18 protein-coding genes are annotated in these 19923 nt (G+C 47.0%); 9 read left to right on the top strand and 9 right to left on the bottom strand.

All coding sequences use genetic code 11. The features are described 5' to 3' along the window. The first annotated feature begins 389 nt into the window (after positions 1 to 389). The 8 genes from arcA to A3K86_RS01365 all read left to right on the top strand — a co-directional run bounded on the left by arcA (position 390) and on the right by A3K86_RS01365 (position 8145). Positions 390 to 1610 (top strand): arginine deiminase, encoded by a 1221-nt coding sequence (arcA, locus tag A3K86_RS01400; RefSeq protein ID WP_068326564.1) that lies wholly within the window; start codon positions 390 to 392, stop codon positions 1608 to 1610. A gap of 85 nt (positions 1611 to 1695) precedes the next feature. Continuing rightward, positions 1696 to 2607, top strand: a complete 912-nt coding sequence (gene arcC / locus A3K86_RS01395; RefSeq protein ID WP_068326563.1) for a carbamate kinase — start codon at positions 1696 to 1698, stop codon at positions 2605 to 2607. A 128-nt stretch (positions 2608 to 2735) separates the two neighbouring features. After that, positions 2736 to 3746 (top strand): ornithine carbamoyltransferase, encoded by a 1011-nt coding sequence (locus A3K86_RS01390; protein WP_068326561.1) that lies wholly within the window; start codon positions 2736 to 2738, stop codon positions 3744 to 3746. A 464-nt stretch (positions 3747 to 4210) separates the two neighbouring features. After that, the gene (gene pyrB / locus A3K86_RS01385; RefSeq protein WP_068326559.1) at positions 4211 to 5140 is read left to right on the top strand and encodes an aspartate carbamoyltransferase; all 930 of its coding nucleotides are present in this window, start codon (positions 4211 to 4213) and stop codon (positions 5138 to 5140) included. Between the two features lie 16 nt (positions 5141 to 5156). Beyond that, entirely contained in the window at positions 5157 to 5621 is a 465-nt protein-coding gene (gene pyrI / locus A3K86_RS01380; protein ID WP_068326556.1) for an aspartate carbamoyltransferase regulatory subunit, read from the top strand. Between the two features lie 196 nt (positions 5622 to 5817). Then, positions 5818 to 6840, top strand: coding sequence for a serine protease (locus A3K86_RS22910; RefSeq protein ID WP_232321887.1), 1023 nt, complete (start codon positions 5818 to 5820; stop codon positions 6838 to 6840). Positions 6841 to 7107: 267 nt separating this feature from the next. After that, on the top strand, positions 7108 to 7569 hold the full coding sequence (locus A3K86_RS01370) for an arginine repressor (RefSeq protein WP_068326642.1): 462 nt from the start codon (positions 7108 to 7110) through the stop codon (positions 7567 to 7569). Positions 7570 to 7758: 189 nt separating this feature from the next. Then, a complete protein-coding gene (locus tag A3K86_RS01365) occupies positions 7759 to 8145 on the top strand; it encodes a Rid family detoxifying hydrolase (RefSeq protein ID WP_068326553.1) in 387 nt (128 codons plus the stop codon). Between the two features lie 66 nt (positions 8146 to 8211). Here A3K86_RS01365 and idi read toward each other — a convergent pair whose 3' ends face one another. The 8 genes from idi to nudF all read right to left on the bottom strand — a co-directional run bounded on the left by idi (position 8212) and on the right by nudF (position 16743). Beyond that, a complete protein-coding gene (gene idi, locus A3K86_RS01360; RefSeq protein WP_068326550.1) occupies positions 8212 to 8751 on the bottom strand; it encodes an isopentenyl-diphosphate Delta-isomerase in 540 nt (179 codons plus the stop codon). A 184-nt stretch (positions 8752 to 8935) separates the two neighbouring features. Then, complete coding sequence (locus tag A3K86_RS01355) at positions 8936 to 9658, bottom strand: 1-acylglycerol-3-phosphate O-acyltransferase (protein ID WP_068326547.1); 723 nt, start codon at positions 9656 to 9658, stop codon at positions 8936 to 8938. 136 nt (positions 9659 to 9794) lie between these two features. Further along, a complete protein-coding gene (gene parC, locus A3K86_RS01350) occupies positions 9795 to 12062 on the bottom strand; it encodes a DNA topoisomerase IV subunit A (protein ID WP_068326544.1) in 2268 nt (755 codons plus the stop codon). A gap of 84 nt (positions 12063 to 12146) precedes the next feature. Next, positions 12147 to 14030, bottom strand: a complete 1884-nt coding sequence (gene parE, locus A3K86_RS01345) for a DNA topoisomerase IV subunit B (RefSeq protein ID WP_068326540.1) — start codon at positions 14028 to 14030, stop codon at positions 12147 to 12149. Positions 14031 to 14113: 83 nt separating this feature from the next. After that, on the bottom strand, positions 14114 to 14707 hold the full coding sequence (gene yqiA / locus A3K86_RS01340) for an esterase YqiA (protein ID WP_068326536.1): 594 nt from the start codon (positions 14705 to 14707) through the stop codon (positions 14114 to 14116). A 2-nt stretch (positions 14708 to 14709) separates the two neighbouring features. Beyond that, on the bottom strand, positions 14710 to 15534 hold the full coding sequence (gene cpdA / locus A3K86_RS01335) for a 3',5'-cyclic-AMP phosphodiesterase (protein ID WP_068326533.1): 825 nt from the start codon (positions 15532 to 15534) through the stop codon (positions 14710 to 14712). 133 nt (positions 15535 to 15667) lie between these two features. Further along, a complete protein-coding gene (locus A3K86_RS01330; protein ID WP_084406461.1) occupies positions 15668 to 16114 on the bottom strand; it encodes a DUF1249 family protein in 447 nt (148 codons plus the stop codon). Beyond that, positions 16099 to 16743: an ADP-ribose diphosphatase gene (gene nudF, locus A3K86_RS01325; RefSeq protein WP_068326530.1), complete on the bottom strand. Its 645-nt coding sequence runs from the start codon at positions 16741 to 16743 to the stop codon at positions 16099 to 16101. The genes A3K86_RS01330 and nudF overlap by 16 nt, the downstream gene beginning before the upstream one ends. 296 nt (positions 16744 to 17039) lie before the next feature. On the opposite strand from nudF, the gene tolC reads away from it, so the two are divergent. Beyond that, the gene (tolC, locus tag A3K86_RS01320; RefSeq protein ID WP_068326528.1) at positions 17040 to 18341 is read left to right on the top strand and encodes an outer membrane channel protein TolC; all 1302 of its coding nucleotides are present in this window, start codon (positions 17040 to 17042) and stop codon (positions 18339 to 18341) included. A 107-nt stretch (positions 18342 to 18448) separates the two neighbouring features. Here the strand turns inward: tolC and hldE are convergent, their stop codons facing one another. Then, positions 18449 to 19879 carry a bifunctional D-glycero-beta-D-manno-heptose-7-phosphate kinase/D-glycero-beta-D-manno-heptose 1-phosphate adenylyltransferase HldE gene (hldE, locus tag A3K86_RS01315; protein WP_068326525.1) on the bottom strand — a complete coding sequence of 477 codons (1431 nt, stop codon included), beginning with the start codon at positions 19877 to 19879 and terminating at the stop codon, positions 18449 to 18451. Between the last annotated feature and the right edge of the window lie 44 nt (positions 19880 to 19923).

Genomic DNA, 19923 nt, shown 5'->3' with positions numbered 1-19923 from the left:
TTTAAATAGTCAGCCATTTTTAGTGCATAAGATTGTCTTTCTGACTGTTTTATCGCTACATAAAAAATGCATAAAGTCTCCAACCTCAAAACAAAACACATTAAAAACAATCATTTATAATTTTAAATTTGTGCATAAACGCATTCTCAGCGCCTAAATTTCCAAGCATGAAAACAAGCTACAAATGCATTAAAAATGTTAAAAAAATTAAGAGTTAAGTTATTTATTTAATAAGTAAAGTGTGACAAAAGTCTAAGACTCCTACCCCATTAAGAGTAGAATGATTCACAACAAAGGAGAGCAAGGAAATAAATTAAATTTACTTTCCCTGCCATAAATAAATAAAGCCAACCGGAATTTAGTTGGCAAACAAATAGAGAGATACGATCATGAGTAAGTTCTACGTAGGTTCTGAAATAGGTCAATTACGCCGCGTTATGATTCACCGTCCAGAGCGTGCGCTAACTCACCTAACTCCATCAAACTGTCACGATTTACTATTTGATGATGTATTAGCAGTTGAGCGCGCTGGCCAAGAACACGACGTATTTGCGAACACTCTACGTGAGCAAGGTGTTGAAGTAATGCTTCTTGGTGATCTTCTTGCAGACACTCTAGAAGTGCCTGAAGCAAAAGAATGGCTACTTAACACGCAAGTCTCTGACTACCGTCTAGGCAAAGCATTTGCTAACGACGTACGTTGCTTCCTAGCTGACCTACCTAGCAAAGAACTATCTTCTATTCTTCTAGGCGGCCTAAGCTACGCTGAGCTACCAGTTAAATCTTCTTCAATGATGCAAGGCATGCACGAGCCAACTGACTTCATCATTGAACCACTACCAAACCACCTATTTACTCGCGATACTTCTTGCTGGGTATACGGCGGTGTATCTATCAACCCAATGGCGAAACCTGCTCGTCAACGTGAAACAAACCACGTTCGTGCAATCTACCGTTGGCACCCAACCTTCGCTGGCCAAGACTTCATCAAGTACTTCGGCGACGAAGAGAAACTATACGACAACTCAACTATCGAAGGCGGTGACGTATTAGTTATCGGTAAAGGCGCTGTTCTTATCGGTATGTCTGAGCGCACAACTCCACAAGGTGTTGAGCAACTAGCTTCTAGCCTATTCAAGCACGGTGAAGCGAAACAAGTTATCGCAATGCAACTACCTAAACACCGTTCTTGCATGCACCTAGATACAGTTATGACTCACATGCGTGAAGATACTTTCTCTGTATACCCAGAAGTTGTACGTAAAGACGTTCAATGCTGGAGCCTAACTGGCGACGAGTCTGGCGCAGTTAACGTGAAAGAAGAAGGTTACTTCGTAACTGCAATCGAGAAAGCACTAGGCGTAGACAAACTAAACCTAATCACTACTGGCGGTGACAGCTTCGAAGCAGAGCGTGAGCAATGGAACGATGCGAACAACGTACTAACAGTGAAACCAGGTGTGGTAATTGGTTACGAGCGTAACACTTACACCAACGAGAAATACGACAAAGCTGGTATCACAGTACTACCTATCCCAGGTGACGAGCTAGGTCGTGGTCGTGGCGGTGCACGCTGCATGAGCTGCCCAATCGAACGTGACGGCATCTAAGCAATAGTCTGAAAAGACACGCTCAGAAGGTTAGCCGGTCTAACACCGGCTAACCAATAAGAAAAACCAAGAGAGATATAATCCCATGACTAAACAAACAGTTGTTGTTGCATTGGGTGGTAACGCACTACTTCGTCGCGGTGAGCCACTAGAGGCAGAAACCCAACGAATCAATATCGCGAAAGCAGCACAAACTATTTCTGCAATCGCTGAAGAATACAATGTTGTGCTAGTACACGGTAATGGCCCACAAGTTGGTCTACTAGCACTACAAGGTTTGGAATACAAAAAAGTAAATCCATACCCACTAGATGTACTAGGTTCTGAAACCCAAGGCATGATCGGCTACATGCTAATGCAAGAGCTGAAAAACCTACTTCCAGAACAACACGTTTCATGCATGTTGACGCAAATGACTGTTGATCCAGAAGATCCAGCATTCGCAGACCCAACAAAACCTATCGGCCCTGTATACGAAGAAGCCGAAGCGCGTGAAATGGCAGAGAAATACCACTGGACAGTGAAGCCTGACGGCCAATACTTCCGCCGCGTTGTACCAAGCCCGCTACCAACAGGTATCGTGGAAGACGACGCAATCGCAGCACTGATCAAACAAGGTCACCTTGTTATCTGTACTGGCGGTGGCGGTATTCCAGTGAAGAAGGAAAACGGCAAACTTGTTGGTGTTGAAGCAGTTATCGACAAAGACATGTCAGCAGCCTTCTTGGCAAAACAACTTAACGCAGATGCGCTACTGATTCTGACGGATGCACAAGCGGTATTCCTAGACTGGGGCAAGCCAACGCAAAAAGCATTGAGCAGCACCACGCCTTCAGAATTAGCGAACTATGAATTTGACGCAGGCTCAATGGGGCCGAAAATCGATGCATCATGCGAATTCATCAAACAGGGTGGCAAATTAGTAGGTATCGGTGCTCTAGAAGACGGCCTACGCATCCTGAAAGGTGAAGCTGGCACGAATATTATTTCAGAATAACAAAATAGTTATTCACAAAACCCAAAATATACGATAAACATTAGATATTGCTTACCGCCAGTTGGTGGCACTGACTACCAAGCCACCACTGACGGCAGAGAGATACCGATTCTTAAGAGGAAAACATCATGGCTTTTAATCTTCGCAACCGTAACTTCCTTAAGCTACTAGACTTCACTCCACGTGAAATTCAACACATGCTAGACCTATCTGCTGAGTTGAAAAAAGCGAAATACAACGGTTACGAGCAGCCTCGCCTAACAGGCAAAAACATTGCTCTTATTTTCGAAAAAACATCAACTCGTACACGTTGTGCATTCGAAGTTGCTGCATTTGACCAAGGCGCTCAAGTTTCTTACTTAGGCCCAACAGGTTCTCAAATCGGTCACAAAGAATCTATGAAAGATACTGCGCGCGTTCTAGGCCGCATGTACGACGGCATCGAGTACCGTGGTTTTGGTCAAGAAATCGTTGAAGAACTAGGCGCATACGCTGGTGTTCCAGTATGGAACGGTCTAACTGACGAATTCCACCCAACTCAAATCCTAGCTGACTTCCTAACTATGATGGAACACGGCCGCGGTAAACAACTACACGAAATGACATTCGCTTACCTAGGCGATGCTCGCAACAACATGGGTAACTCTCTAATGGTTGGTGCAGCGAAAATGGGTATGGACATCCGCCTAGTAGCGCCAAAAGCATACTGGCCTGAAGAAGCGCTTGTTGCTCAATGTCGTGAAATCGCAGAAGAAACTGGTGCGAAAATCACACTAACTGAAGACGTACAAGAAGGCGTTCAAGGTTGTGACTTCCTATACACTGACGTATGGGTATCTATGGGTGAAGCGAAAGAAGCTTGGGCTGAGCGTATCAACCTAATGCTGCCTTACCAAGTAAACATGGACATGATCAAAGCAACTGGCAACCCACATGTTAAATTCATGCACTGCCTACCAGCTTTCCACGGTGAAGACACAACTGTTGGTAAAGAACTAGCTCAAGAATACCCAATGCTGAAAGACGGTGTTGAAGTAACTGACGAAGTGGTTGAGTCTAAGCACTCTATCGTATTCGACGAAGCTGAAAACCGTATGCACACCATCAAAGCTGTAATGGTTGCAACTCTAGGCGACTAATCGACTCTCTTGAGTTTTTATTCTGAACGAATAGCAAAGCTCTTTTAACTAATGCCAACCTTCGGGTTGGCATTTTTATTTGCTGCATAAAATCCCTGCCGATATCTTTATCAAAAAACCACAAATTTCATCAGGTTAAGCCCAAATCTCACCTGTTAAAATATGCAGTAAATCATGAATAAATTCCCATAAAATGAATAGTTTACGCAAACGCTTGCGCTCTCAAAAAATGGGCGTATAATCCTTCGCAATTTGTCTAAACAGAGATGAAAAATGACCAATCTACTTCAGCACAACTTGCTTGAAACGCGCTCAAAAATGGCGCTGGTTGCGTTTTTCATTTTTTGTAGTTTTTTTAAAAAGAGCCTCCTTTTTTAAGGGGGCTTTTTTTTGTCTGTTTTTTACCGAAAAGAGAGCAGACAGTGTTTCGTTCGTACTATTGATTAACAGAAGGGAAGAGAGCCATGGCGAATTCGCTGTTCCAAAAGCACATCATTTCCATACCGGAACTAAACCGTAGTGAACTAGAACTGATTGTTGAGACGGCAGGCAAACTAAAAGCAGAGCCAAACCCGGAGCTGCTGAAAAATAAAGTTGTGGCAAGCTGTTTCTTTGAACCATCAACCCGTACGCGCCTATCTTTTGAAACGGCGGTTCAACGCCTAGGCGGTACCGTGATTGGTTTCGATAACGGTGGTAACACATCACTGGCGAAGAAAGGGGAAACCTTGGCTGACTCAGTACAAGTGATTTCTTCTTACGTTGATGCTTTTGTTATGCGTCACCCACAAGAAGGGGCTGCGCGTCTTGCATCTGAATTCTCCAACGGCGTACCTATCGTCAACGGTGGTGACGGTGCTAACCAACACCCAACCCAAACCCTACTTGACCTATTCTCAATTTTCGAAACGCAAGGTCGTCTCGACAACCTCAACGTGGCATTTGTGGGTGACCTAAAATACGGCCGTACCGTACACTCGTTGACCCAAGCACTAGCCAAGTTCAACAACGTGAACTTCTACTTCATCGCCCCTGAAGTATTGGCAATGCCGGACTACATCTGCGAAGAGCTAGACGAAGCTGGCATCAACTACAGCCTACACGCCACTATCGAAGAAGTGGTAAACGAGCTAGACGTGCTTTACATGACTCGCGTTCAAAAAGAGCGTTTTGACGAGTCTGAATACGCTCACATGAAAGCGGCTTACATCCTAACAGCAGCAATGCTAGCTGAAGCTCGCGACAACCTAAAAGTACTGCACCCACTACCACGTGTAGATGAAATCACCGTCGATGTTGATAAAACTAAGCACGCGTACTACTTCCAGCAGGCAGAAAACGGCGTTTACGCCCGTGAAGCCCTACTCGCACTTGTACTGAACGAACAACTTTAATAGCAGGAGAGCAGTCATGACTAAAGAGACCCAACTACAGGTTGAAGCGATTAAAAACGGTTCGGTTATCGACCACATTCCTGCGAACATCGGCATCAAAGTGCTAAAGCTGTTCAAGATGCACAAAACCAACGAGCGTGTGACTATTGGTTTAAACCTACCGTCATCTGCGCTGGGTGCCAAAGATCTGATCAAGATTGAAAACGTGTACATCAGCGAAGAGCAAGCTAACCAACTGGCACTGTACGCACCAAATGCAACTGTGAACCAAATCGAAAACTACGAAGTCGCGAAGAAGCTAAACCTAACGCTGCCTCAGCACATTCACGGTATTTTTGAGTGCCCGAACAGCAACTGTATTACTCACGGTGAGCCAGTAGACAGCAGCTTCAATGTGATCACCAAGAAAGAAGATATCCAACTGAAGTGTAAATACTGTGAGAAAGTATTCTCACGCGAAATCGTAACAGAGCTTCGCTAAGACACTTTCACAAAACGGGAGCGCAGTATTAAAACTGGGTAATCCCGCTTTAAAATCAAGAAAGCCTACTCATCTGTGAGTAGGCTTTTTTATTCTCATTTCTACAGCTATCACCCTCGCCTCGCCTGTCTACCTTCAAGTTTTACGCGCTAAGACGTATCGACAATTACACAATAATAACGACAGGCACACCGCAATGGCTCTATTTTCAATCAGACTCCACACCATGGGGCGGCGACTCACGCTCGGGATCATGATCGCCACCAGTTTAACCAGCTGCATCGCCACCAATGGCGAAGTAAGCCATACCGCCAACCACGAGGCCAATAACATGGTGGTGATTGGGGTGCCGATGTTATTTGGCGGCTTTGGCTCCTCGGTGCCGGTCAATACTCAGTATCATGTCACCGCCAAACACGTCGCCCGTTTATCGTGGGATCTGGATGTGATCCACCACCCTTATTGTGATTTGTCTTTGGTGCGTACCAGCTCTCATGTCAACGAGGTGCCCAATTGGGGCTTGATCTATACCGATCAAGCGGTGACCCACCAAGGGCATTCCTTGCTGGGTACTAGCATCAAAGGCGACGGTAAATACATTCAAGATGTGTTAGATACCAACAGTAAGTGCCTGTATTCATTAAGCGATGCTCCAGCAATGTCAGGCATGAGTGGCGGGCCGGTCTTTAACGACAAAGGCGAAATTGTCGGGATCACCGTTGCCATCATGCACAACCCTGAAGACATCTCTAACCTGCGTCATGCCGAGCGATATACTCAATTTGTTCCTGCTACTCTCATTTTCGACTGGCTCAATCAGCTCGGAGTCGATACTTCGTTTGCCACGCCAGATCTTGCCAGCATTGAAGTCGCCCCTTACGTACGGAAAATCAATCAAACACCTTTCCAATCAGGCAATCGCTCAAAAAGCTATTTGGCACACCAAACACATAGCCAACAAGCAAATACAGAACAAGATGCATCTATCTCTGTATTTAACCACTACGCCATCGTAGAACATGCACAATCTTATTCATCATCATCCGCCGGACAAGCCACGGCTCAGCTCGGAATTATGTGGTCTGGAAACATCGCAACACCCACCATTAATACCACACAAAAACAAGGAGATAACACGCAAAAAGACAAACAAAAATCACCATCAAAAACAAACACCTATCTCATAAATGAGATAGGTTATCGTCCATCTTACTGGTAACGAAAACAGTTCATTATTTTGGTGACTAGGGTCAAACAAACGATTTTATCTTGCTGGTATGATTCTCATGCAAGATTATGCAGCGCTCGCATAACTCGCATCAATAACTTCAAAAAAAGTAACGATTCAGCTTACTGAGGCTGTTGACCTTGCTACACCCAACAGATGAACACTCTGCGCTGAATAGCTACAAGATACGATCTTTGTACCTAATAAAATAATAAGGAGTTGCCCGTGAATGGATACGAATTACACGGCGCGCTAGAGATGACTGCTAGTGATGAAGACATCATGACTGCATGTAAGCGTCTTTTACAGCAGCAAAGCTTTTCGACCCAAGATGATATTCGCCAAAGCTTAATTGACTTAGGCTACACCGACGTCAGTCAATCAACGGTTTCTCGCCTACTTTCTCGCATGGGCGTGGCAAAAGTGCCAAACGCCTACGGCAAAAAAGTGTATTGCCTTACCGTTGAAAATGAACCTGTTCAGGTGGGCTCATCCATTGCTTCGCAAATCGAGTTTATCACTCACAACCAATTGGTAGTGGTGGTAAAAACCCACCCAGGTGGCGCGCAATTGGTGGCACGTCTTATCGATATCCAGCCTCATGCCGAGATCCTCGGTACTGTCGGTGGTAACGATACCGTGATGGTGGCACCAAAAGACATCAACCGTATCGACGAATGTGAAAAAGTGGTTCGCACCCGTTTAGGCTTACCCGCTTAAATACGGGTCGGTGATAAAACTCTTTGACCTTCCCCAATAAGAGTTGCTAGCCTCATACCCACTTTCACGATAACAACGCGCTGTTAACCGCCTTGTGTTATACCAGCTAAGCTAGATGAATAAATGCATTCATAGCTTGAGCTAGACGGTTAACTATCGCATCGACTTGGCTACTATTAAGGATTAACAATGACGCAAGTTCTACACACCGAGCAAGCCCCTGCCGCTATCGGCCCTTACGTTCAAGGCGTTGACCTTGGCAATATGGTACTGACTTCAGGTCAGATCCCTGTAAACCCAGCAACGGGTGAAGTACCGGAAGATATCGCAGCGCAAGCGCGTCAATCGCTTGATAATGTTAAAGCCGTGGTGGAATCATCAGGCCTAAAAGTCGCTGATATCGTGAAAATGACGGTATTTGTCAAAGACCTTAACGACTTTGCCACAGTGAACGAAGTGTACGGTGCTTTCTTTGATGAGCACAACGCACCTTACCCAGCGCGTTCATGCGTTGAGGTAGCGCGTCTACCAAAAGATGTGAAAATCGAAATCGAAGCGATTGCTGTACGTAAGTAATCGCATCAAGCGCGATCAAAAAAAGCTGCCAGTGGCAGCTTTTTTTATATCTGTACAAACTGAAGCTCAGTCGTGCTGAAAGCTAGCTTGGGTGTGTTGCCAAACTTGAGGGAACCACGCGGTAAAACCATGAGGCTCAGTCGCTAGCTGCGCCTTAATTTCAGACTCAGGCCACCAGCGAACCGCCATCACCTCATCAGGGTTCGGGGTGAACTCAAGGGGACCACAGTTAGCAATCAACACATGATCTAATTCGTGTTCAACCAAGTCATTATCAAGCTCAGCGCGATACAGAAAAGTCGCAACGTCTTGTAAAGGCAGAGGTTGGACGATCCCCATTTCTTCACCTAAACGACGAATGCCAGCTTCAATGAAAGATTCGTCTTGGCGTGGGTGCGAGCAACAGGTGTTTGTCCACAACCCGCCACTGTGATATTTCCCCATCGCACGTTGATGTAACAGGTATTCCCGCTCCTGTTCACCATCACGATACAGCAACACTGAGAACGCCAAGTGCAATTGCCCCTGGTAGTGTGCCTGCATTTTTTCCTGCAGTCCGATTGCTTCGCCTTGTGGGGTGACGAGCACCACCAACTCTTTATTCATTCGACAGCCTTACGAAATCATAGTGACCGCGACCACAGCCTTACCTTGTAGTAACTAGCCATCACCTTAAGAAGGTTATGACACAAATTATTGAAAGTGATGAACTTGGCTATGGCGCAGCTAAAGAAAAAGGACAAGCCACAAGACTTATCCTTTCCACTTTATGTCAATACGACATTATAACTTATGCTGAGCGCTGTTTCGCTTCTGCATTCAATTCTTCTAGCTTGGCTTTCATTTGCTCGCGGCAGGTATCCGACAGCGTACGCACATCTTCTTTGGTCAAACCGTCAGTTGATACTGGTGGCATCACTTCAACAATCACCACCCCGTTATTCCAACGGTTCAATTTAATATCATCGGTTGAGCTACAAACAATAGGCACAACGGGCACATTGGCACCGATTGCCGCATGGAATGCACCTGTCTTAAACGGCAATAGACCACGACCACGTGAGCGCGTTCCTTCTGGGAACATCCATACCGACACATTGCGCTGTTTGATTTTCTCGACGATCTGACCAATGGTGCCCACCGCTTTGCTACGGTTTGCGCGGTCGATCAAAATATTACCCGTGATCCAATACAGCTGACCAAATAAAGGCATCCATACTAGGCTCTTTTTGCCAACAGTCACGGTGCGCGGCATGATGGCACCAGACACGGTAAACAGATCATAGTTATTCTGATGGTTAGCAATATATACACTAGAGCCTACACCTTCAGCACCATCAGCGTAGCGAACCTCGAGTTTGATCCCTAAGATACGTGCCATTTTGCTAAATTGGCGACCACAGGTATATACGTGTGTCGGATTACGAGGGCTTAATAGGCAGTAGCCACAACCAAACACAAACATCACTACAGCAAAGATCGCCACAGCAATTAAACGGAACAACAAGATCATGTATCTCTCCTCAGCGTACAAGCGTTCGCTAGTATACTTAGGCAACAGGAAATTACACCCATTTTCGTTATTCGCTCCCAAAAACAAAGCCCTCATCACTGAGGGCTTTGATAATGCATTATAGCGGTCGAGAAACTTACTCGTCGCTAACTTCGCTATTCGGCGAACTGATTTCCATGTCCGTCACACGCTGCAAACCACGCGGCAACATAGCGCCACGACGACCACGCTCGCCACGGAAATTATCCAAATCACTTGGTTTCAGCCCTAGCTTACGCTTACCCGCATGCAAGGTTACATGACTACCCGTAGGCATGATCACAAGGTGCGACACCATTTCCTCACGGGCTTTCGAGCGCGCCGCTGGAATATTGATGATCTTGTTACCCTTACCTTTGCTTAGATGAGGTAGCTCACTAATTGGGAAGATCAACATGCGACCTTCGTTGGTGATCACCAACACATCATCGCTATCTAAATCAGTGACCTCTTGAGGTGTCATAACCAATGCACTCTCAGGTACCGTTAGCAAAGCTTTACCGTTACGGTTCTTCGACACCATGTCGCTACCTTTACAGATAAAGCCGTAACCCGCATCCGAGCTCATCAACCACAGTTGATCGTCTTCAGACATGATCACCTGACGCACATGGCTACCCGCCGTAAGATTCAAGCGACCAGTGATTGGCTCACCTTGGCTACGCGCCGATGGCAAGGTATGCGATTCAAGCGCATAGCTACGACCATCCGAGCCAAGGAACACCGCAGGTTGATTACTCTTACCACGCGCATGAGCAAGGTAGCTGTCACCAGATTTGTAGCTCAAGGTTGATGGGTCAACCTCATGCCCTTTCGCATGACGGATCCAACCTTTATCAGATAGCACCACTGTAATGGCTTCTGATGGGATCAAATCACGCTCGGTTAACGCTTTCGCTTCTTCGCGTTCAACCAATGGCGAACGACGGTCATCACCGTACTTCTCAGCATCAGCCAAAATTTCTTTCTTCAATAGCGTATTCAAACGACGCTCAGAGCCCAGTAACTTCTCAAGGTAGTCACGCTCTTTCGATAGCTCGTCTTGCTCGCCACGAATTTTGATTTCTTCTAGCTTGGCTAGCTGACGCAGTTTGATTTCAAGAATCGCATCAGCTTGAGTCGCTGAAAGCTCAAAGCGCGACATCAACTCGGCTTTGGGATCGTCTTCATTACGAATGATTTCGATCACTTCGTCGATGTTAAGGTACGCAGCCAACAAACCTTCCAGAATGTGTAGGCGTGCTAACACTTTATCTAGGCGGTATTGCAAACGACGACGTACGGTTGAACGGCGGAACTCCAACCATTCACCTAAGATAGTCGCCAACCCCTTCACTTGCGGACGACCGTCTAGACCCAGCATATTGAGGTTCACACGGAAGCTCTTTTCCAGATCCGTTGACGCAAACAAGTGGTTCATCAACTGATCGCAGTCGATACGGTTAGAACGCGGCACAATCACGATACGGGTTGGGTTCTCGTGATCCGATTCGTCACGCAGATCTTCCACCATTGGCAGTTTCTTGGCACGCATTTGCGAGGCAATTTGCTCTAAAAGCTTGGCGCCAGAGACTTGGTGCGGCAGCGCAATGATCACCACTTCGCCATTTTCTTTGTGCCATTTCGCGCGCATCTTGATGCTGCCTTTACCGGTACGGTAAACCTTTTTGAGATCCGCTTTCGGCGTGATGATTTCCGCTTCGGTCGGGTAATCCGGCCCTTGTACGAACTCCATCAGGTTATCGAGATCCGCTTTCGGGTTCTCAATCAAATGTACCACCGCTTTCGCCACTTCCTGAGCGTTATGCGGTGGAATGTCGGTTGCCATACCCACGGCAATACCAGTAACGCCATTCAGTAAGATGTGCGGCAGACGTGCTGGCAGCATCTTCGGCTCTTTCATGGTGCCGTCGAAGTTCGGGATCCAGTCACTTGTCCCCTGACCTAGTTCAGACAGCAGCACTTCCGAAAAACGAGACAAACGTGATTCGGTATAACGCATCGCGGCGAAAGATTTCGGATCATCCGGCGCACCCCAGTTACCTTGACCATCAACCAATGGGTAACGGTAAGAGAACGGCTGTGCCATCAGTACCATGGCTTCGTAACATGCTGAGTCACCGTGCGGGTGGTATTTACCCAACACGTCACCAACAGTACGCGCTGACTTTTTGTATTTTGCAGTTGCAGACAAACCCAGCTCAGACATCGCATAAATAATGCGGCGCTGTACTGGTTTCAGGCCATCGCCAATGAAAGGCAAGGCACGGTCCATGATCACGTACATGGAGTAGTTAAGGTAAGCGTCTTCGGTAAACTTCCGTAGCGGGAGCTGTTCAACGCCATCCATAGTGACATCTGTCATCGTGGGTATTCCGTCTTTACAAGTCAGCCGCTAATAACGCGGCTGACAGAAATCATTTCTTTCGAGCTAAGCTCACCAACTGGCTTACACTTCAGCCATGTCACCTTTATCTTGCAGCCAGTGACGACGATCTTCGGCACGCTTCTTACCAAGTAGCATGTCCATCATCTCATTGGTTTGGCTATCATCATCGATAGTGAGCTGAACCAAACGGCGAGTGTTCGGATCCATGGTGGTCTCGCGCAATTGCAGTGGGTTCATCTCACCCAGACCTTTGAATCGCTGAACGTTAACCTTGCCGCGTTTACTGCTCAAGCGCTCCAAAATACCGTTTTTCTCATCTTCATCAAGAGCATAAAAAACCTCTTTACCCAAGTCGATACGGTACAGTGGCGGCATAGCGATAAATACGTGACCAGCGCGAACCAATGCTTCGAAGTGCTTCATGAATAGTGCACACAGAAGGGTCGCAATGTGAAGACCGTCCGAGTCCGCATCGGCAAGGACACAGATTTTACCGTAACGCAGACCGCTCAAATCATCGCTGTCTGGGTCGATACCCAAGGCCACCGAAATGTCGTGCACTTCTTGCGATGCCAATACCTGATCGGCAGACACTTCCCAAGTATTTAGGATTTTACCGCGCAGTGGCATGATGGCTTGGAACATACGATCGCGCGCTTGTTTCGCAGAACCGCCCGCCGAGTCACCCTCCACCAAGAACAATTCGGTGCGGTTAAGATCTTGCTGCGAACAGTCGGCTAGCTTACCCGGAAGGGCTGGACCTGATGCGACTTTCTTACGCACCACTTTTTTGCTGGCGCGCATACGACGGTGAGCGTTGGCAATACACACTTCCGCCAATTGCTCAGCGATTTGTGGACGCTCGTTCAACCACAGGCTAAACGCATCTTTCACCACACCCGACACAAACGCGGCACACTGACGCGATGACAGACGCTCTTTAGTCTGACCAGCAAACTGTGGATCTTGCATCTTCACCGACAGTACGTAGGCACAGCGGTCCCAGATATCGTCAGCCGTTAGCTTCACGCCACGTGGCAACAAGTTGCGGAATTCACAAAACTCACGCATCGCATCCAACAGACCTTGGCGCAGACCATTAACATGAGTACCACCTTGAGCGGTTGGGATCAGGTTAACGTAACTTTCAGCGATCAATTCACCGCCTTCTGGCAGCCATAGCAGCGCCCAGTCAGCCGCTTCTGTTTGACCACTGAAGACACCGGTAAACGGCTCTTCTGGCAATAAGGTGTAACCTTTCACACCTTCTGCTAAGTAATCTTTCAGACCGTCTTCGTAGCACCAACGTAAAGTTTCGTCAGTCGCTTTATCGGTAAAGACAATCTCTAACCCTGGGCACAGTACCGCTTTCGCTTTTAAGTTGCTCTTAAGGCGCGATACTGAGAATTTCGGGCTATCGAAATAGCTACCATCCGGCCAGAAGTGAACACGGGTACCTTTAGCACGACGGCCACAAGTACCAATCACTTCGAGCTCAGAGACTTTCTCGCCGTTTTCAAACGCGATTTGGTATACCTGACCATCACGTTTAACCGTTACTTCAACGCGCGTCGACAGGGCGTTTACTACCGAGATACCTACCCCGTGTAGACCACCTGAGAACTGATAGTTCTTACCAGAGAACTTACCACCCGCGTGAAGCTTACACAGGATCAACTCAACCCCTGATACCCCTTCTTCAGGGTGAATATCAACGGGCATACCACGGCCATCATCGATGACCTCTAGCGATTGGTCCGCATGCAAGATGACTTCAACTTTGCGGGCGTGGCCGGCTAAAGCCTCATCGACACTGTTATCGATCACCTCTTGACCTAGGTGGTTTGGGCGAACCGTATCAGTGTACATGCCGGGACGACGGCGTACTGGCTCAAGGCCATTTAGAACCTCAATGGCTCCAGCGTTATAGCTTTGATCTGTCATATTACGGAAGTTTACGAGAAAATTTTGGCAACAATAGTCAGTAACCCCAGCTCTCTTGTCAAGCTGAGGTGGTGATAATGGGCTTAAAGACCGAGAAATTGAATAATGTCGGCAGGAAAGCGTTCAAACTGGACGAAGCTATGATCTCCATCAGCTTCAACCGTTTGCTTACAGGCGGCATATTTTGTAACGGCTTGGCGATAATCCAACACTTCATCCCCTTCTTGTTGCAGCACCCAAAGCTGCTCAGGGTTACGCAGTGTGGTGACATCCATGGCACGTAGTTCGTCCATATGATGAGGCGCCAGCACATAATGTTCATGGGTATAAGGGTTAACTTGATCACCCAAGTAATCCACCAGCAGTTCGTAAGGCGTTACGGCTGGGTTTACCAGTACCGCAGGCAATTGGTAACGATCGTTAAGCCAAGTAGAAATATAGCCACCTAGCGAACTACCGACCAAACCAATTTGATACCCCTCATCGACTAACGCTTTGACTTGGTTATCAATAAACTCTGCAGCTTGCGCAGGGTAACAAGGCATTTGCGGTACTTCGACCCGAATATCAGGACGGTGTTCGCGACAATACGCCAGCATTTGCTGCGCTTTAAGTGATTTAGGTGAGCTGTTAAAACCATGAATATAAAGTAATAACGGCTTAGTCGAGACTGTCATCATCAATACCCTGCTGCATCAAATTGAGGCGCAAATTGCTGACCATCTAAGCGGTACACTTGGGTTTGAATATCGCCATTGGCATACAGCTCAAGGTAACGCCAACCTGGGTTTGCCTGATCGAGGGCAAAGTCGTGCGAGTCTGGCAAAAACTGAATGCACGTCGAAGGCGTTGCAAGCACTCGCACATCACGAAAGACCCGATCAAGCTCTTGGTGAATATGACCGCATAGCACAGCTTTTACTTGTGGATGCTGATCCAGCACGTACCACAGCGCTTCGTTATTGTGCAGCTGGTGTTGATCGAGCCAAGTGCTCCCCGCTTCTAGCGGATGGTGGTGCAATAATACCAAGGCATGGCGATCAGGATGCGCACTCAACGCCTGATCTAACATCTCTAACTGATTGGAACTCAAGGCACCATGAGGCACACCCGGCACCTGACTGTCGAGTAGAATAACCTGCCAATGTTCACCTGCCAGCACTTGCTCGCAAGCTTTGATCTGAGGAGATGGCAATACCGAGCGCATACTCGGTTGAAAATCGTGGTTGCCCGGCAACCAAAAGCAAGGTTGTGTCCAGCGTGCAATGCCGTCGGCAAAGCGCTGATAGGAGTGTTCGCTGTGATCCTGCGAAATATCACCGGTGGCAATAATGGCATCAAAAGGACGCGCAGCGTCATCTACAGCATTCAACACTGCATGAAAACTCTTCTTTGTCTCTACGCCGAGTAAGCTACCTGATTCATCATCAAAAAGATGGGTATCGGTAATCTGAAGCAAGACAATTTTCTCTGGACCTTGCTGAGGCAACGTATACGTCTGCAAAATCGTTTAAATCCTGTACTGTCTCAAAATGTATTGGCACCTTAAGGTGCATTGCTTGCCCAACCAGTCTTACTCAATGGATAGCCGTAGCTGGTTGGTATTATTATCCCTATTTATGGCAATAGGATGTACATCAACAAACCGATTGTTTGCTTATCCCGTTCTTCAGGCAATAGACCAACCAATCCCCTAAAAAGCGATTAACTTGATGTTTTTCATCTTGTTGATGCATTCGCATATTGGGGTAATCATACCTTGGCTTCAAGCGTGAAATCTGCTGAGCTGAACACACTTCTGCCACTCGCGCATCGTGATACAAGCGGATCTTCAAGTGAGGATGCATATAATCTGGCAACGCATTGTCGTCTGACTGTTGCAGCTCGATCAATGTGGTGTAACGCGTCGACTCGATAATAGTGATTCGATATGCATGGTCAAAAACCTGATAGGCGCAGCTATCTCCTACCTCATCAGATTTTGGCAGCAATGGAAGCAACTTCGCATAGTTGGTCTCATACAGTCGCATGATCTCCGCTAAGTCAACGGTGTAACGCTTTTTCAAACTCAGTCCTCGCCCCATTGGCGTTGAAGGCGTAAATAATTTAGCTGCAACCATTGTAGTGCAATGATTGAGGCCGCATTTTCTATTTTACCAGATTCAACCCAAGCATAGGCTTGCTCGCGAGAAACAACATGAACGCGAATATCTTCACCTTCTTCTTCAAGGCCATGGACCCCAGATGCCAAGGTGCTATCAACACAGCCAGCAAAGACATCTAAGCTTTCCGAGCAACCGCCTGAACTTGAAAGGTAACGCGTGATCTTTTCGACTTGATGAACGTCAATCCCTGCTTCTTCTTGTGCTTCACGACGAGCAACCTCTTCGGCGCTTTCGCCATCTTCGATCATCCCTGCCACCATTTCTAGCTGCCAAGGTTCACAGTCTGCCGCTAGGGCACCGATACGAAATTGCTCCACCAGCACCACCTGATCGGTGCAAGGATCGTAAGGAAGTAATACAGCAGCATGACCGCGCTCAAACATTTCGCGATTGAGTGTTTCACTCCAACCACCAGAAAAGAGCTTATGTTTGAAGGTGTAAGACACCATTTTGAAGAAGCCCTGATACAATGGCTTGGTTGACACTATTTCGACGTCATCCTTGCCATACCTGACTTGAGCAGGGGTCTGAGGGGATTTTTGACTCATACTACTGTTCTCCTTTGGCACTATTTTTCCATTCCCGACGGCTGGCAGCAATGACTTTATTCAACATTTTTAATAATTATTATGATTTTATTTAAAACATATAATTTTTTATATGGCGTACAATCTTATACAGTAATGGCAATGATGTAGTGAAAGCACAACAAACATACCTATAAGTACTACTAATTTATTAAGACAACGTAAAAAATACCGAAGAGATCAGTTTACTGTCAGCATTCTTTCGTTACACTGATCTCTTGCACTATTTTGACTGTCAGGACCAGGAAAAGGCATCCATGAAAAAATTGCTCCCACTCTTTATGAGCGTAGCCCTAGGCGGCTTTAGCCACTCTGTGTTGGCTGATGATCTTGCTGAAATCTATCAACAAGCAAAACAAAACGATCCGCTACTATTACGCGCGGCAGCGGATAAAGACGCATCATTTGAAGCAATCAATTCATCGCGCAGTGCTTTGTTGCCACAAATCGACTTAAACGCAGGTTACAATGCAACTGAGCTTGCTGATAACAATGCATCTAATGACCACGGCTTCAATGCGGGTGTGACTCTTAGCCAATCCATCTACAACCGCGCAAGCTGGGTAAACCTTGATATCGCAGAAAAAAATGCACGTCAAAAAGATGCATCTTACGCTGCGACTCAGCAGGCATTAATTCTGCGTGTCAGTCAGGCGTACTTCGATGTTCTTAAAGCAATGGACGATCTTGAATTCGTTCGTGCAGAAAAAGCGGCGGTTGGTCGTCAACTAGAGCAAACTAAGCAACGCTTTGAAGTGGGTCTATCAGCAATCACGGACGTACATGATGCACAAGCACAGTACGATAGCGTGCTAGCGGATGAAATCTTAAAAGAAAATGCGCTAACCAATAGCTATGAAGGTCTACGTGAGATCACAGGTCAAGAACACACTGATCTCAGCATTCTTGATACTGCACGTTTCTCTGCAAGCCGCCCACAAGCGAAAGTGCTTGAGCTGATCCAAAACGCAGAAAAAGAAAACCTAAACTTACTAACAGCACGTATTAGCCAAGACATCGCGCGTGATAACATTTCACTGGCGGAATCTGGTCACCTACCGACACTCGGCTTTAATGCTGGCTACAACTACAACAAGCTAGACCCAACAGCATCAGACAACGGTAAACTAACAGCTGGTATCCGTTTAGATCTGCCTGTTTACAGCGGTGGTAAAACAAGCTCTCAAGTAAAACAAGCACAGTTCTCTTACGTTTCAGCAAGTGAACAACTTGAAGGCTCATACCGTAGCGTCGTGAAAGATGTTCGTGCGTTCTACAACAACATCAACGCATCTATCGGTGCACTTCGTGCTTACCAACAATCTGTGGTTTCAGCGCAATCTGCCCTAGAAGCAACAGAAGCAGGCTTTGAAGTCGGTACTCGTACTATCGTTGACGTACTAGATTCAACGCGTCGTCTATACGATGCGAACCGTCAGCTAGCGAATGCACGCTACGATTACATCCTAAGCCAACTTCAGCTTAAACAAGCTGTAGGTACGCTAAACGAGCAAGATATCGTCGATATCAGCGCGGGTCTTATCACAGCGAAGAAATAATAACGCTCTGATAATCAATGTAAAAAAAGCGCCTCTTGGGCGCTTTTTTATTATCTGCTATTTAGCGATGCGTTAACTAACCTTAGCAGTTAGTCGCCTATCGGTAATTAACCGCGGCCACCACGGATCGCTTCGATAATTTCAGTGGTTGAACAACCGTCTTCAAAGTTCAGCACACGAACTTCACCGCCTGCAGCAATCACTTCTTTACCACCTGCAATTTCTTCAGGTTTGTAATCGCCACCTTTCACCAACAAGGTTGGAAGAATTTCGCTGATCAAACGCTGTGGGGTTTCTTCAGTGAACGGCACAACCCAATCCACCGCACCTAAACCTGCCAGTACCGCCATACGACGATCTTCTGGGTTTACTGGACGACCAGGACCTTTCAGCGCTTGTACTGATGAATCTGAGTTCACCGCAACAATCAGGCGATCACCCAGTTTTGCCGCTTCGTTCAAGTAAGCAACGTGACCGGCGTGAAGAATATCGAAACAGCCGTTGGTCATCACGACTTTCTCACCACGCTCACGCGCCGCTTTCACCGCTTGTTTTAGTTGCTCTTCGGCAATCACACCAAAACCACTGTCTTGGCTACCGTGGATAGCATCGGTTAGCTCAATCGTCGATAGCGTCGAAGTACCCAGTTTAGCAACCACCACACCCGCAGCTGCATTCGCTAACTTACAAGCATCCGACAGTGATTTACCTGCCGCGAGAGAAGAAGCGAGTACCGAAATCACAGTATCACCCGCACCAGTTACATCGTAGACTTCTTGTGCTTGCGTTGGCATGTGCAGCGGCTCTTGACCACGTTGCAGCAATGTCATGCCGTGTTCGCTACGCGTCACAAGTAAGGCTTCTAGCTCGAATTGGTCCATCAAGCCCATGCCTTTTTCAACGATGTCCGCATCGCCCTGTACTTTACCTACCACAGCTTCAAACTCAGATAAGTTTGGCGTTAGTAGCGTTGCACCACGGTAGCGTTCAAAATCCGTACCTTTCGGATCGATAAGCACAGGTACACCCGCTTTACGCGCAAGTTGGATCATGGTTTGAACGTGCTCTAGCGCACCTTTCGCGTAATCAGACAAGATCACTGCTTTCACTTGCGACAGTGATTGCTCAAGGCGTGGCATGATCAGCTCAGGGTCTACGTTGTGGAAACCTTCTTCAAAGTCCAAACGAATCAGTTGCTGACCACGGCTCATCACACGTAGTTTGGTGATGGTTGGGTAGTCAGGCAGAGAAACAAAATCACAACGCACTTTAAGCGAAGTCAGTTTTTCTGTCAGGGCTTTTGCTGGCTCGTCAATCCCGGTTAAACCAACCAAGCGTGCATGACCACCCAAAGCAGCGATGTTCATCGCAACGTTCGCTGCGCCACCTGGACGTTCTTCAATCTGATCAACTTTAACCACTGGCACTGGCGCTTCTGGGGAAATGCGTCCAGTTGGGCCATACCAGTAGCGATCTAGCATGACATCACCGACTACCAGTACATCAGCTTGATCATAATCAGGAAGCGTCAATTTCATTTTTATCTCCGGGAAAGTGAAAACGGGGAAATAGTAACACAAAG

Source organism: Photobacterium jeanii, from assembly GCF_001650345.1.
In the GTDB taxonomy this organism is placed as follows: Bacteria; Pseudomonadota; Gammaproteobacteria; order Enterobacterales; family Vibrionaceae; genus Photobacterium; species Photobacterium jeanii.
Note: the sequence above shows the minus strand (reverse complement) of the source record. Positions and strands in the feature narration are given on the sequence as shown.

Bases quoted from the DNA above. Each gene is read 5' to 3' on its own strand.
- arcA (WP_068326564.1), top strand. From the start codon at position 390: ATGAGTAAGTTCTACGTAGGTTCTGAAATAGGTCAATTACGCCGCGTT.
- arcC (WP_068326563.1), top strand. From the start codon at position 1,696: ATGACTAAACAAACAGTTGTTGTTGCATTGGGTGGTAACGCACTACTT.
- A3K86_RS01390 (WP_068326561.1), top strand. From the start codon at position 2,736: ATGGCTTTTAATCTTCGCAACCGTAACTTCCTTAAGCTACTAGACTTC.
- pyrB (WP_068326559.1), top strand. From the start codon at position 4,211: ATGGCGAATTCGCTGTTCCAAAAGCACATCATTTCCATACCGGAACTA.
- pyrI (WP_068326556.1), top strand. From the start codon at position 5,157: ATGACTAAAGAGACCCAACTACAGGTTGAAGCGATTAAAAACGGTTCG.
- A3K86_RS22910 (WP_232321887.1), top strand. From the start codon at position 5,818: ATGGCTCTATTTTCAATCAGACTCCACACCATGGGGCGGCGACTCACG.
- A3K86_RS01370 (WP_068326642.1), top strand. From the start codon at position 7,108: ATGACTGCTAGTGATGAAGACATCATGACTGCATGTAAGCGTCTTTTA.
- A3K86_RS01365 (WP_068326553.1), top strand. From the start codon at position 7,759: ATGACGCAAGTTCTACACACCGAGCAAGCCCCTGCCGCTATCGGCCCT.
- idi (WP_068326550.1), bottom strand. From the start codon at position 8,751: ATGAATAAAGAGTTGGTGGTGCTCGTCACCCCACAAGGCGAAGCAATC.
- A3K86_RS01355 (WP_068326547.1), bottom strand. From the start codon at position 9,658: ATGATCTTGTTGTTCCGTTTAATTGCTGTGGCGATCTTTGCTGTAGTG.
- parC (WP_068326544.1), bottom strand. From the start codon at position 12,062: ATGACAGATGTCACTATGGATGGCGTTGAACAGCTCCCGCTACGGAAG.
- parE (WP_068326540.1), bottom strand. From the start codon at position 14,030: ATGACAGATCAAAGCTATAACGCTGGAGCCATTGAGGTTCTAAATGGC.
- yqiA (WP_068326536.1), bottom strand. From the start codon at position 14,707: ATGACAGTCTCGACTAAGCCGTTATTACTTTATATTCATGGTTTTAAC.
- A3K86_RS01330 (WP_084406461.1), bottom strand. From the start codon at position 16,114: ATGGGGCGAGGACTGAGTTTGAAAAAGCGTTACACCGTTGACTTAGCG.
- nudF (WP_068326530.1), bottom strand. From the start codon at position 16,743: ATGAGTCAAAAATCCCCTCAGACCCCTGCTCAAGTCAGGTATGGCAAG.
- tolC (WP_068326528.1), top strand. From the start codon at position 17,040: ATGAAAAAATTGCTCCCACTCTTTATGAGCGTAGCCCTAGGCGGCTTT.
- hldE (WP_068326525.1), bottom strand. From the start codon at position 19,879: ATGAAATTGACGCTTCCTGATTATGATCAAGCTGATGTACTGGTAGTC.